12 protein-coding genes are annotated in these 13,784 nt (G+C 40.8%); all 12 read left to right on the top strand.

Annotation, left to right across the window (positions count from 1 at the left end):
• The 12 genes from M72_RS01835 (at position 1) to M72_RS01780 (ending at position 13,699) form a co-directional block, all read left to right on the top strand.
• Complete coding sequence (locus M72_RS01835; protein ID WP_055066954.1) at positions 1-672, top strand: ribulose-phosphate 3-epimerase; 672 nt, start codon at positions 1-3, stop codon at positions 670-672.
• A gap of 13 nt (positions 673-685) precedes the next feature.
• The gene (locus M72_RS01830; protein WP_055066953.1) at positions 686-2,056 is read left to right on the top strand and encodes a polysaccharide pyruvyl transferase family protein; all 1,371 of its coding nucleotides are present in this window, start codon (positions 686-688) and stop codon (positions 2,054-2,056) included.
• 363 nt (positions 2,057-2,419) lie between these two features.
• On the top strand, positions 2,420-4,219 hold the full coding sequence (locus tag M72_RS01825; protein WP_055066952.1) for a hypothetical protein: 1,800 nt from the start codon (positions 2,420-2,422) through the stop codon (positions 4,217-4,219).
• Positions 4,220-4,232: 13 nt separating this feature from the next.
• Positions 4,233-5,768 (top strand): LCP family protein, encoded by a 1,536-nt coding sequence (locus M72_RS01820; protein WP_055066951.1) that lies wholly within the window; start codon positions 4,233-4,235, stop codon positions 5,766-5,768.
• Positions 5,769-5,793: 25 nt separating this feature from the next.
• Positions 5,794-7,119 (top strand): Ig-like domain-containing protein, encoded by a 1,326-nt coding sequence (locus M72_RS01815; protein WP_055066950.1) that lies wholly within the window; start codon positions 5,794-5,796, stop codon positions 7,117-7,119.
• A gap of 26 nt (positions 7,120-7,145) precedes the next feature.
• Positions 7,146-8,045: a hypothetical protein gene (locus M72_RS01810; RefSeq protein WP_055066949.1), complete on the top strand. Its 900-nt coding sequence runs from the start codon at positions 7,146-7,148 to the stop codon at positions 8,043-8,045.
• 167 nt (positions 8,046-8,212) lie between these two features.
• Complete coding sequence (locus tag M72_RS01805) at positions 8,213-8,431, top strand: hypothetical protein (RefSeq protein WP_055066948.1); 219 nt, start codon at positions 8,213-8,215, stop codon at positions 8,429-8,431.
• Between the two features lie 95 nt (positions 8,432-8,526).
• Positions 8,527-9,132: an HAD family hydrolase gene (locus M72_RS01800; RefSeq protein WP_022045449.1), complete on the top strand. Its 606-nt coding sequence runs from the start codon at positions 8,527-8,529 to the stop codon at positions 9,130-9,132.
• 156 nt (positions 9,133-9,288) lie between these two features.
• Entirely contained in the window at positions 9,289-11,013 is a 1,725-nt protein-coding gene (locus tag M72_RS01795; RefSeq protein ID WP_055066947.1) for a phospho-sugar mutase, read from the top strand.
• Positions 11,014-11,068: 55 nt separating this feature from the next.
• A complete protein-coding gene (locus tag M72_RS01790; RefSeq protein WP_242853304.1) occupies positions 11,069-11,227 on the top strand; it encodes a DNA-directed RNA polymerase subunit M in 159 nt (52 codons plus the stop codon).
• Between the two features lie 4 nt (positions 11,228-11,231).
• Positions 11,232-12,398, top strand: a complete 1,167-nt coding sequence (locus M72_RS01785) for an LCP family protein (protein ID WP_055066945.1) — start codon at positions 11,232-11,234, stop codon at positions 12,396-12,398.
• A 92-nt stretch (positions 12,399-12,490) separates the two neighbouring features.
• Complete coding sequence (locus tag M72_RS01780; protein WP_055066944.1) at positions 12,491-13,699, top strand: UTP--glucose-1-phosphate uridylyltransferase; 1,209 nt, start codon at positions 12,491-12,493, stop codon at positions 13,697-13,699.
• Positions 13,700-13,784 lie beyond the last annotated feature (85 nt).

Here is a 13,784-nt window from a genome sequence, read left to right as displayed (position 1 = left end):
GTGAGAGAAAAAGGAAAAATTGCAGCATCTATTATGTGTTCGGGATTTGATCAGGTAATGGATTATGTACATGAATTTGAGAGAAATAATATTGAATTTTTACATGTGGATGTCATGGACGGTACGTTTGTCCCAAACCTTGCATATGGTCCGGATTTTGTAAAAAGACTGCGTAAGAAAACAGATATTACACTGGACTGTCATCTGATGGTAGACCGTGCGGAAGATAAGCTGGACTGGTTTGATTTCCAGCCGGGAGAGCATGTGTCCCTGCACTATGAAGGAACCTGCCATATCCAGAAGTGCCTTGATTATCTTGCAAAGAAAGGGGTTAAGCCGGTGATTGCCATTAATCCGGGTACACCGATTCAGGTACTGGAGGAAATTGCAGATTATATTGCGGGAGTTCTGGTGCTGCACGTTAATCCGGGATTTGCTGGACAGAAAATTGTACCGCATACCATTGAAAAAGCAGCACGTATTCGTAAATATCTGGATGATCTGGGACATCCGGAGGTATATATTGAATCCGACGGAAACATTACCTGTGAGAATGCGGCAAAATTATACAAGAATGGTTCGGACATTTTTGTAGCAGGTACAAGCAGTATTTTCCGGGAGGGAGATATTGATGAACTGATTATGAACTTAAGAAAGGCAATTGGGTGGTGAGAAAGGAGACGTAATGTCAAGAATTTATTATAGAGGAGGAATGTCTCCATTTGAGACATTTTCCCCGGGATATATTTTGACGCATAATGTTATTGGAACCAATGTTGGTAATTTTTTATATTTAAATGGGGTATTGCGTTCATTGATGATCGACGACAATACAGTAATTCAGGCAAATTATTATAATACAAATTATTATAAACCTGAATATGTTAATGAAAACTTCGATTGTTTTGTCATTCCATTGGCTGATGCGTTCAGAGAGAATTTTGTGAATGAATTAAATGAATTAACTTCTTTTGTTAAAAAGTTAAAGATTCCATGTTATGTAATTGGCGTTGGGTTAAAGGAATCCTATGAACCGGATTTTTCACAACCCAAACCACAGGATGAAGCTGTAAAGAAATTTGTTACAGCAGTACTTGAAAAATCAAATTGTATTGGGGTAAGAGGTGAATTAACCGGTAAATATTTGGAGACATTAGGTTTTGCAGAAGGACGCGATTTTATGGTGATAGGTTGTCCATCTATGTATATGAAGGGAAAACGATTGCATATACAAAATCCGAAATTAGATGTTAATTCTAAAGTATGTTTTAATTCAAATGTTGCAGCTTCTGTTCCTACTCGTAAGTTTATTAAATTAAAAATGAAGGAATTTGAAAACCATTATTTTATTGGACAAGTTGTAAATGAACTCAGAAGTATTTATTTAGGTGCTCCATATGAATATAAAATCGAATATAATTTTCGCAACGTTACAGACAAAATTTATCAGGATGGTCGATTGAGATTTTTTTGTAATGTACCTAAGTGGATGGAATTCCTGAATGATTCAGATTTGACTTTTGGATCAAGGTTACATGGAAATATTGCAGCCGTTTTAGCAGGGACTCCGGCATTGCTTGTGACGAAGGACTCAAGAACTAGGGAATTGGCAGAGTATCATCATTTAAATGCGATACATGAGAGTAAGCTGAATGAAAAACTGACATTGCAGGAACTTGTGGAACAGCAGGATTTTTCGCAGATTGAAAAATATCAGAAACAGAATTTCGACAGGTATGTTGCATTTTTGAAAAAGAATGATATCCCAAATATTTTTATGGACGGAGAAGATCCGCAGGAAACTGCATTTGACAGAAAAATAAAGCAGACGGATTTGCTGGAGGGAATAGTTCCGGTTTCCCAATGTTCTCTGGAAGAAATTGCAGAAAGAAATAGAGATTACTATACAAATTTGGATGAAAAACTGGATAGATTATCGAAAAAATTAAATTTTACTTCGGATTTATTACAAAAAGAGAGAATTAAAAATCAGAAAATTGCAACAGAACCCCTTAGCAAAAAAGTCGTAAATAAGGTAAAAGGATTTTTGAAATGATGCAAGTATATATAATTAGGTGTTTGGTTTTATGAAAAGGTTATTGTGAAAGACTGATTTCCAGAGATTATTGACTGGCATTGATAAAAAATATAATTCATAAATGTAAAGCATACGGAATCACATTTGGAATGCAATCCAAAGGTAATGAAATCAGCAAAAATAAAATAAGCGGTTGCAAGAGTGGGAAGATAGGCATTGCAAAAGACAGTAATGTTACGTATGTGAAGTAATAAAAGAGAGAATAGATGATGGTTCATTTGTTCTCTTTTAATATGTAAAATTTACAGTGATCTTTTTTAGTAAATATGGTATATTAAAAATGTTTTACTTGGATTTCACATAAATGAAAGGACGTATATTATGCGAAAGAAAGGAATTTGTTTTGGATTGATTCTGGCTTTATTACTTCCGTTTGTATTCACAACTGAAGTAAAGGCATCAGATAATACAGAACTTAATATTTATGCATTTTATCTTAATTCAGAAAAAAAGGGGGATTCTACACTGTTAGAATCGAAAGGACATTATTTGTTGATTGATATTGGCGCAGACAATCACGCACCTGCAATCATTAAACAGCTACAGACATTGGGAGTTACTCATGTAGATGTGATGTTTAGCCATTTGCACACAGATCATACTGGAGGATGTTCTACGGATTTACAGGCTGGATTGAAGCAGTTTGCACTTTCCGGGATTACGATTGATACGTTATATCTGCCAGACCCTTCGCTGGCGGTTTTATCAAGAAGTTATCCATCCCGCTATGCAGCATTTCAAGCATTTATGAGCACACAGGGAACAGGAAGAATTGTATATCTGAATGTTGGGGATCAGGTCAATGTTGGTGATGCGACTGGAAAAGTTATTGGGCCAGTAAACACGAATGAGATTTCCCCATATGCTTATACCAGTATTACAAAAGAAAAAGAACGTTTTATACGTTATGAAAATAATTGTTCACTTGCAGTTATTTTTACCTGTGGAAATACACGTTATTTTACAGCGGGAGATAGTTATTCTGATGAATCGGATCGGTTAGTCTCACGTTATGGTACGTCTTTAAAATGTGATATTATGAAAATGAATCATCATGGAATTGGAAGTGGAAATTCAGTGTCATTATTGGAGGCGGTACAGCCATCTTATGCTTTTATTCCGAACACTGGAGTTTCCGAGACAGATGCGAAGACGAATAAATGGCGTACAGGAACAGCGATTAAGCGCATGACATCTTATGGTCTTTGTTATTTGGTGGGAAATGAAGAGAAAACATTGATTTTCCATATTGAGAATGATAAGATTACACTATATCGCGGAGATACTGTAGAAACAGGTAAAAAAATGACAGGATGGCAGTCATTATATGGAGCTGATGGTCTCTACCGTGACCACGATATGTATTATTTTGATAAAAATGGTTCATTGTCTACCGGGGTTAAAATGATAGGGAAACACTACTATTATTTTCGCAAAGGTGGACAGATGGATTATGGAACCTATAATTCAGAGGGAAATTACTCGGGATGGCATAGTTACAACGGAAAGAAACGTTATTTCAGATTGTCTGATGATGAAAATTATGCATATATGGATGTCGGCAGAAAGAAAATTGGAAGTGAAACCTATTATTTTGATAAAAATGGGTATAAATTAATTCCGGATATTGTTGGTGATGATGAAAATGTTGAGGATGATATCTATCCGACACAGATAGGATCTGATTATTATTATTTAAATGAAGATGGAGCAATGACAGAGGATGACTGGATTAATATAGACGGGGAAGATTATTTCTTTGGGAAAAATGGAAAAATGTACCGTAACGGAGTGTATGCAATTGCAGGAGATAATTATCTGTTTGAAAGCGATGGAACTCTTGCTGTAGGGGATTCTCATACGGAACTTTATGATTTTAAGAATAGTACATATGCTGTTCGGGCAGATGGAACATTAGTGTCGGGGAAAATTGCAAAGATTGACGGGTATCAATATTATTTTAACTCAAAAGGAAAATTACAAAGCAATAAGATTATTCATGTGGGAAAACATAATTATTACTTTGGTAAAAATGGAGTACTAGTTACAAATAAGAAGATTAAACGAAATGGAAAAATTTACTATAGCAATAAAAACGGTGTTTTGTCGAACAAGAAATAATTGGGGATGACACATGAAAACCAAAGAGAAAAAGAAAAGCAAATGGAAAATGATCGCAGGGATTATGCTTGTGATCCAATTGTTACTGAGCCTGGCAACGGTCGGAGTTGTTTTGTGGCTGAATATTGTTCCAACGCTGTATGTGATCCTGCTTGGATTAATTCTGCTGCTGCTGCTCATTATAGAATATTGTCTGTTTTATTTTGGTAAAAAGAAAAAGGGAAAGAAAAAGACCGGATGCTATGTCAGGCGTACGCTTGGTGTAATTCTTTTCCTTGCATGTGTGATTGTGTGTGGGGGTGGTTCCTATATGCTTGTAAAGGCCGGAAATACGCTCGATAATATTGCCGGAAATGTAAAGACCACCGATACCGTATCCGCCTATGTGATGACGGATGATCCGGCACAGACACTGATGGATGCGAAAGACTATGTGTTTGCGATTACCGAAAAATACGATTACGAACATACCCAAAAGGCAATCGAAAAGATCAATGAAACTGTCGGGACACAGATCCACACGCAGGTGTATGATAATATTCTCGACATGGTGCAGGCATTATACGAAGGAAATGCAGATGCTATGCTTATGAATGTGGCATATGTAGACGTGGTAGAGGCACAGGATGGGTATGAAACATTTTCTTCCAGAACGCGTACCCTGTATGATCATGAGGAAGAAACGGTGGTGACGGAGGATTCACAGACGGCAGAAAAATCCATTACAACAGATCCGTTTGTCATTTATATCAGTGGTTCCGATACCAGAACCCTTACTCTTACCACCAGCCGCAGTGATGTCAATATTCTGGCAGTTGTCAATCCGTCCACGAAGCAGGTGCTTCTAATTAATACACCGAGAGATTACTACGTGGATACGGCAGCATCAGCAGGTGCAAAAGATAAACTGACCCATTGTGGAATGTATGGAATAGACTGTTCTATGGCCACACTTGGAAATCTGTATGATGAGCATGTGGATTATTATGTGCAGATTAATTTTAATGGATTTAAGACATTAGTAGATGCAGTCGGAGGAATTACCGTAGAGTCGGAGAAAGCCTTCCGGACAAGTGAAGGTGGATTTTATATCAATCAGGGAACCAATCAGTTAAATGGTACGGTGGCGCTTTCCTACGTGCGGGAGAGAAAATCTTTTGCAGATGGGGATAATTCCAGAGGACGTCATCAGATGCAGGCAATTGAGGCACTGATTAAGAAGATTTCTTCCGGAACAACGGTGCTTAGCAACTATTCAGCAATTATGGATAGTATGTCCGGGATGTTTACGACGAGTATGAGTTCAGAGGATATTTCTGCATTGGTAAAAATGCAGTTGTCAGATCTGGCTTCCTGGAATGTAAAGTCTTATGCAGTTACAGGAAAAGGCGGATCATCGACGACCTACTCCATGCCTACGAAACGAAGCTATGTCATGTATCCGGATGAGGTGCAGGTAAAATATGCAGAGCAGCTTGTCAATAAAGTCGTTGAGGGACAGATCCTGACAGATGCTGATCTGGAGATTCCGGATAATATCGTACAGTAGTGGAAATTTACAGTGAGGAAAAGATATGAAGTTCCGAGAACAAACAGCTAAGAAAAAGAGTATCCGGCAGATCGCGGGGATGTTCCTGGCAGTTACCGTGCTGCTGGCGGGGAGTCCATATATCGCAGAGGCTGCAGAGATTGTCAAAGATATGGATGGAACTGCATATGCGCAGGATGCGGCAGGATTTGTCTATCAGATTCCAAAAGGTGCAACAACGAAAAAAGGCTGTTCCATTTATATGTATACGGGAGAAAAAAGCACAGTTATCTTTCCTGCAAAATGTAATTCCTACGTAGTTACTAACATCGGAACGAATCTTGGTCAGCTGATTCTGACAAATTTGCAGACGGTAAAGATTCCATCAGGATATACCACGATTGAAACACAGGCGTTTCAGAATCAGACGGATTTGTACCAAATTGAGATTCCGGCCAGCGTAAAAACGATTGGAATAGATGCATTTGCAGGATGTAACAAGGCAAGGCTTACGATAGTTACTCCGTATGGTTCTGCGGCGGAAACGTATGCGAAAGCAAACGAAATTCATTATAGCAGTCAGACATCTTTACAAATACAGGCAGGGTATAGTAAACTGTATGTGGGAGAGAGCCGATCCATTGTCGTATTGAATGCTTCTGTGGCACCCGTCTGGAAAAGTTCAAATAGCAGTGTGGTATCGGTAGATGCGGATGGAAGGCTGACGGCGAAAAAAGCCGGAACTGTAAAAATAACGGCAACCATTGGCAAAAAAACTTATACATATCCCTATACGGTGATTGCGCGTTCCCAGAAAAACGTGCTTGATATTATCTGGAATCATTACGTGACATCCGGGATGAGCGATTATGAAAAGGCAGTTGCCACCCAGCAGTGGATGCAGCAGAATGTTTCCCCGAATGGAACATCGGTTCTGGCACAGAAAGCACTCGAGCAGGGCAAGGCAAATTATAAGGGGGTTTGTGAAGCTTATCAGTTGATTATGAAGCATTATGGCATATCCGCCAAAGTGGTCAACGGCAAAAAACATATGGAAAATTCTGTCGTGATCGCCGGTAAAAAATATACAGCATCAACGCTGGAAACTTCAGCGAATGCAGATAAAACATATACTACAACAACCATCCCGGGACTTGCGGTGAACCGGGTAACCATGGTTCTTTCCAAAGGCAGGACCGGCACGTTTAAAGTGACCGGACAAAGCAAAGGAATTACCTGGTCCAGCAGCAACACGAAGGTTGCGGTAGTAAATGCCAGTGGCAAAGTGACGGCAAAGGGTACCGGCACAGCCAAAGTAACATTGAAAGTAAACGGGAAAACATTTGCCTGCACCGTTTGCGTAAATCCATGAAAAGATTGAAAGGAGAAATTGAAAGAATGAAAAAAGTAATGAAGAGGGTAATTACGGCATGTCTGGCTTTTGCCATGATTCTGGCGCTGGTGACACCGGCATCTGTGGAGGCAGCCACAAAGAATGAGAGCTTAACACTTTATAAGGGAGAAACCTATACCTGGTACCTTACCGGTGTGAAATCTTTAAGCAGTGCGTCAAGCACCAAGAAAGCAGTTGCAACAGTAAAAGCCAATAAATCGAAAAAGCAGTATACCATTTCTGCAAAGAAAGCAGGAACTTCGGTTGTAACTATAAAAGGGAAAGATTATTACGGACATACGCAGTCTTTAAAGATAAAAGTAACGGTTGCGGAGCCGAAGTTTGACCTTAAGCTTCAGAAACTGGATGGAAATTATATTCTGATCCGTGTGAAAAACAATACGAAGGCAACGTTTGACCGGTTGGCGGTACGCTACTCATTAAAGAACAGTTCCGGATCTGAGGTTGCAGCAAAAGATGAGATTGTTTATCGTGTAATGAGTGGAAAGACTGCATACGAAAGTATTTATGTCTCATCTGCGGCAGATGTTGATATTTCGCAGTCCAGTGTAAAGATTACGGCATTTGACAGAAATCCGGAACAGAAATATAAAGTGCTGGGAAAAGATAAGCTTTCTGTTACTGTCACAGATGAACAGGTATCAGATTCTAGCATTTCATTTAAACTGAAAAAGGTAAACAAAACAAGTCAGTATGTGTATGGAGAAATTTATATTATCAGCTATGATGCAAACGGAACCATCATAGATGTATCTACCAGCTCCTTATACCTGGATAAAAAGGAAACCAAAACTACTTCGGAAACCGTTTCCAAGAGCCCTTACAGCCATCCGAATTTCGACCATTATGAGATCGTATACGGTGGATACTATACAACAAAATAAATTTCGGTCATTCTTAGATGATTATAAGGATAAGGGTGGAATCATTGTGATTCTGCCCTTGTTTTATTGAAAATGAGGGTGACAAAATAAAAAAATTCAGAAAACGGTTAAGAAATGGCAAAGATGTCCGATATATATTGTGTAGGTAAACAAAAAGAACGCCAATCATGGAAGGGAGGCGCGTTACCGCAGCAATCAAGGATAGATATCAGACAATTGTACCCGTAGGAAGCATTATCGCGATCACTTATCATTCTCCGCGTGAGAATCATGGGGAATCACAGATGAAGCAGAAAAAAGCATCGTTTGCAGGTATGCTGGATCAGCAGATGCAGATGCTCAGTGTTGGAAAGGAGGAAAATTCAACATTTCAGATATATTGCTAGAACATAACGAATGAACGCCGTGTCGATACCAGTGTGTACGATGCGGCGTTTTTGTGTTATGATAGGAATAAACAAATTTTATAAGGGAGTACAACATGATCAGAAATATAATCTTTGATGTGGGAAAGGTCCTGGTTTCCTACGAGCCGGATGCGTATATGCAGCGTCTGGGAATCAGTAAAGAAAAACAGAAAAAAATTAATGAAGCAATGTTTCAAAACAAATTGTGGGATACGTCCGATCAGGGACTTGGGACACCGGATGAATTCTTACAGAAATTTATTGCGGGAGCACCCGAACTGGCAGACGAAATTACGAAAATCCATAAAACCGTCGGAAATACCGTGGAACTGTTCCCGTATGCCATGGAATGGATTCTCGATCTGAAGGCAAGAGGATATCATGTGTATATCCTTTCCAACTACAGTGAAAACATGCTGGATCAGACAAAGGATAAACTGAAATTTCTTCCGCTTATGGATGGCGTTGTTTTTTCATATAAAATAAAGAAAATAAAGCCGGATCCGGAAATTTATGAATATCTGTGTGATGAATACTGGCTGGAACCGGAAGAAAGCGTATTTATTGATGATCGTCCGGTAAATATAAAAGGAGCAGAAACCTGTGGCATTCATGGGATTGTTTTCCGGTCCTATGAGCAGGCAAAAAAGGAGCTGGATGAGTTTCTTAAGGAATTCTAATATTTCCGTGAAAAACTTTTCAAAAAACCAAGATTGTGATAAAATGGCATACAGCAATTGAGTTTCAGAAAATTGCAAGTGGAGAGAATTTAAAAATCTTGGGCGAAGCATAGAATATGTATCGCAAGGAGTGCAGATCAGGAGGATAGGAAAATAATGGATTACAGACAGGAATATGACAAGTGGTGTAATGACCCGTATTTCGATGATCAGACAAGGGAAGAACTGAAGGCAATTGCCGGTGATGACAAGGAGATCGAGGATCGTTTTTATCGTACACTGGAGTTTGGAACCGCCGGATTGCGCGGGGTGATCGGTGCGGGAACCAATCGTATGAATATCTACACGGTCCGTCAGGCGACACAGGGACTGGCAAACTATATTCTGGCACAGGGAGGACAGGAGAAAGGTGTGGCAATCGCACATGATTCCCGTCTGATGGCAGATGAATTTACCGATGCAGCGGCGCTTTGTCTTGCAGCAAACGGAATCAAAACATATGTGTTCAAGAGTCTGCGTCCGGTTCCGGAACTTTCATTTGCTGTCCGGACACTCGGATGTATTGCAGGTATTGTTATTACCGCAAGCCATAACCCGAGAGAATATAACGGATATAAAGTATACTGGGAAGACGGCGCGCAGGTAACACCGCCACATGATACCGGTATTATGGCGGAAGTAGCAAAAGTAACTTCTTTTGACATGGTAAAGACCATGGAGAAGGAAAAAGCACAGGCAGAAGGGCTGTATCAGATCATCAGCGACGACGTGGATGAATCCTATTTTGCAGAGCTGAGAAATTTATCCATTCATCCGGAGATCATCAAAAAGATGGCAAAGGATATCAAGATTGTTTATACACCGTTACACGGAACCGGTCTTGGTCCGGTCAAGCGTGTGCTGAGCGATCTTGGATTTGAAAATGTATATATCGAGCCACAGCAGGCAGTTGCCGACGGACATTTCCCGACGGCTCCGTATCCGAATCCGGAGAACCCGGATGCATGGGAACTTGCATTGAAGCTTGCGAAGGAAAAGGATGCGGATCTGGTTCTGGCAACCGATCCGGATGCCGACCGTCTGGGTGTATACTGCAAGGATACGAAAAGCGGCGAGTATGTGACATTTACCGGAAACATGTCTGCAATGCTGATTGCGGAATATATTCTGGGACAGAAACGTGCAAATAATACAATGCCGGAGAATCCGGTACTGGTAGAATCCATTGTTTCCACCGACATGGCAAAGGCAATCGCAAAGGCATACGATGTGGAGCTGGTAGAAGTACTGACCGGATTTAAGTATATTGGTGAGCAGATGCTTAAATATGAAAAATCCGGAGAAAAGAATTATGTGTTCGGATTTGAAGAAAGTTACGGATGTCTTCCTGGCACTTATGCAAGAGATAAGGATGCTCCGGCAGCTGTATGTATGTTGTGTGAGGTTGCTGCTTTTTATAAATCACAGGGAAAGACACTCTGGGATGGCATGATTGATATGTACGAAAAGTACGGATATTACCGTGAGGGAATCGCAACCATGACACTTAAGGGAATCGATGGTGCCGCACAGATTCAGCAGATTATGGATCGGGCAAGACAGAGTACTCCGGCAAAGCTTGGAGCGTTTGATGTACTTGCAGTCCGCGATTACAAGGCAGACACCCGTAAGGATTTAAAGACCGGGGAGGTGACTGCTACCGGACTTCCGTCTTCCAATGTCCTGTATTATGAGTTATCCGATAATGCATGGTGCTGTGTACGTCCATCCGGAACAGAACCGAAGATTAAATTTTATGTCGGTGTTAAGGGAGATACCCTGGATGGTGCAGATCAGATGCTGGAAGAATTAAAAGCAGAAGTGTTAAAGCACTTTGAATAATCGGTAGACAGTTATGATGAAAATATACATTTGTCCGCAATGTGGATGGCTCCGTATGGTTTCCAGACGAAAAGATGTCGAATGTCATCAGTGTGGGAACGCGCAGATGCGGCTGACCAATCTCGACCTGGAGAAATATACTTCCATGTCGGAACAGGACCGCGTCAGTTATGCAGACGCATGGCTGTATATACACAATAGGCAAAAGGATTAAAAAAATGGCAGATAATAGAAGAAGGAAAAAGAGAAGAAAGAAAAAGAAGAGCAGAAAGATTGTATTGTTTGTATTTGAAATTCTGCTTCTCGCAATCCTGCTTGTCGCTGCGTATTTTATTGGCATGGTAAATCGTGTGAAATATGAAAATATGAGTGAGACAGAGGCAGGAATTAATGATGATCTCAGCAAAGATACCTTGGAGTCTTTGGAAGGATATACCAATATTGCAGTGTTTGGTCTGGATAACCGGAGTGCAAATAACTACCAAGAGGGAAATTCCGATGTTGTCATGATTGCAAGTATTGATAATAAGACAAAAAATGTCAAACTGGTATCGGTATACCGTGATACATTTCTGTCAGTCGGAGGCGGCACTTATTTCAAGTGTAACAATGCTTATGCCAGAGGCGGGGCAAAACAGGCGGTTCAGATGTTAAATTCCAATCTGGATCTGGATATCAAGGAATATGTGTGTGTGGACTGGGCAGCTGTCGTAGAAGTGATTGATGATCTGGGAGGACTGGATCTGAATATTACCCAGGGCGAGATGAACCAGATCAACAAGTACAAGAAAGATGTGGACGGCGTAACCGGAAAGAATACCCCGAATGTGACACAGTACGGTCTGGTACATTTGGATGGAACACAGGCAACCACATATGCCAGAATCCGAAAACTTTCCGGAGATGATTTTAAACGTGCATCCCGTCAGAGAATTGTGCTGCAGGCAATGTTGGAGAAAGCAAAGAAAGCAAATCCGGCAACACTTGTCAAAATCTGTAACAGTGTGGTAGATGATATTTCCACAACACTTTCGCTGGATCAGATGGTGAGTCTGGCGAAAGATGTAACCAAGTACAAAATCAACAGCACCACTGGTTTTCCAACAGATCTGACTACGAAAAACATGCCGAGATGTGGAGATACGGTAATTCCGGCAGATCTTGTGACGAATGTAAAAAAACTGCATGAATACATGTTTGATGATGCCGCGTATACACCATCACAGACGGTGCAGGCAATCTCTGAAACGATTGTAAATACAACCGGAATCACGGCAGATTCTGCAAAGATTAATACATCGGATTATAACGAGACAGTAGGTGCCACAGGCACGGATGAGATCCAGAAGGGATCAGAAACTACTGGCGGAACAAATGTACAGTAATCAATTGAGGAATAAGAGTAGACCAATCGGCATGATTGGTCTACTGTTGTCATTGGAGAGGAAAGTCAATAAAGATAAAGGAGAATGTTTCCATGAACGAACAGGTAAAGAAAAATATTATGGAGTATAAGCAGAAATATTTACAGAAACTGACAGATGCGCAGGTGCCGGAGAAACTGGAAAAACAGCTGGAGGAAATGGACTGGTCCTGTCTGGAACTGATTCATCGGAAAAAACAGCAAAGAGGAACGTTTGCCCCGCTGCAGGCGGCCGAGCTTTCCGAAATCCGAAAGAAGGAAGATCTGTATCGGGAAACGGGACTGAAAGCACTTCGGGAAGGAAAAGTCGGTGCGATTCTTCTGGCGGGAGGACAGGGTACCCGGCTGGGATTTGACAAGGCAAAAGGCATGTTTAATATCGGAGTGACGAAAACACTCTATATTTTTGAACAGCTGATAAAAAATCTGATGCAGGTAAAACATGAGGCAGGCGTGTGGATTCCGCTTTATATTATGACCAGTGAAAAAAACGATGCACAGACACGGGCGTTTTTTGAAGAACATGATTTTTTCGGATATGACAGCAGTTATGTGAAATTTTTTGTGCAGGAAATGGTTCCGGCGGTCGATTTTGATGGAAACATACTGATGGAATCGGAGGATTCTCTCGCGATGTCTCCGAATGGAAACGGTGGATGGTTTAAATCCATGCTTCGGGCACATCTGGATGAAGATATCCGGACACGTGGAATTGAATGGCTGAATGTTTTTGCCGTGGACAATGTATTGCAGAGGATTGCGGATCCGGTGTTTGTCGGGGCAACGATTTTGTCTGGATGTGTGTGTGGTTCGAAAGTCGTGCGTAAGGTTTCTCCGTATGAACGTGTGGGTGCAATGTGTCTGGAAGATGGAAAACCATCGATTGTCGAATACTATGAACTGACACCGGAGATGGCAGAGGCTGTCAATGAAAATGGTTCGCTGCTTTACGGGTTCGGTGTGATTTTAAATTATCTGTTCCGTGTGGATAAGCTGATGGAGATTGTAAAAACAAATCTTCCGATGCATATTGTAGAGAAGAAGGTTCCGTATCTGGATGAAAGCGGTCAGCTGCAGAAACCGAAGGAGCCGAATGCCTACAAATTTGAAACACTCATACTGGATATGGTGTATATGATGGATAATTGTCTTCCGTTTGAGGTTGAGCGGGAAAAGGAATTTGCACCGGTGAAAAATGCGCTCGGAACTGATTCGGTAGAGTCTGCCAGAGAACTGTTAAAGAAAAATGGCATTGCCATTTAACAGGGATTTACAAAATTTACAGAACTTTGTCACAATTTGAACACAGTTGACAGGTAGAATTCTCCTTAGAAAACAGGAAAGGAGT

Origin of the sequence: Roseburia faecis (assembly GCF_001406815.1) — a bacterium.
Taxonomy (GTDB): Bacteria; Bacillota; Clostridia; order Lachnospirales; family Lachnospiraceae; genus Roseburia; species Roseburia faecis.
The sequence above is the reverse complement of the archived record's forward strand: the minus strand, read 5'-3'. Positions and strand labels throughout refer to the sequence as shown.

Excerpts from the sequence above, each read along its gene's own strand:
- M72_RS01800 (WP_022045449.1), top strand. The coding sequence starts at position 8,527 with ATGATCAGAAATATAATCTTTGATGTGGGAAAGGTCCTGGTTTCCTAC.
- M72_RS01805 (WP_055066948.1), top strand. The coding sequence starts at position 8,213 with ATGGAAGGGAGGCGCGTTACCGCAGCAATCAAGGATAGATATCAGACA.
- M72_RS01830 (WP_055066953.1), top strand. The coding sequence starts at position 686 with ATGTCAAGAATTTATTATAGAGGAGGAATGTCTCCATTTGAGACATTT.
- M72_RS01820 (WP_055066951.1), top strand. The coding sequence starts at position 4,233 with ATGAAAACCAAAGAGAAAAAGAAAAGCAAATGGAAAATGATCGCAGGG.
- M72_RS01810 (WP_055066949.1), top strand. The coding sequence starts at position 7,146 with ATGAAAAAAGTAATGAAGAGGGTAATTACGGCATGTCTGGCTTTTGCC.
- M72_RS01785 (WP_055066945.1), top strand. The coding sequence starts at position 11,232 with ATGGCAGATAATAGAAGAAGGAAAAAGAGAAGAAAGAAAAAGAAGAGC.
- M72_RS01780 (WP_055066944.1), top strand. The coding sequence starts at position 12,491 with ATGAACGAACAGGTAAAGAAAAATATTATGGAGTATAAGCAGAAATAT.
- M72_RS01795 (WP_055066947.1), top strand. The coding sequence starts at position 9,289 with ATGGATTACAGACAGGAATATGACAAGTGGTGTAATGACCCGTATTTC.
- M72_RS01790 (WP_242853304.1), top strand. The coding sequence starts at position 11,069 with ATGGTTTCCAGACGAAAAGATGTCGAATGTCATCAGTGTGGGAACGCG.
- M72_RS01825 (WP_055066952.1), top strand. The coding sequence starts at position 2,420 with ATGCGAAAGAAAGGAATTTGTTTTGGATTGATTCTGGCTTTATTACTT.
- M72_RS01815 (WP_055066950.1), top strand. The coding sequence starts at position 5,794 with ATGAAGTTCCGAGAACAAACAGCTAAGAAAAAGAGTATCCGGCAGATC.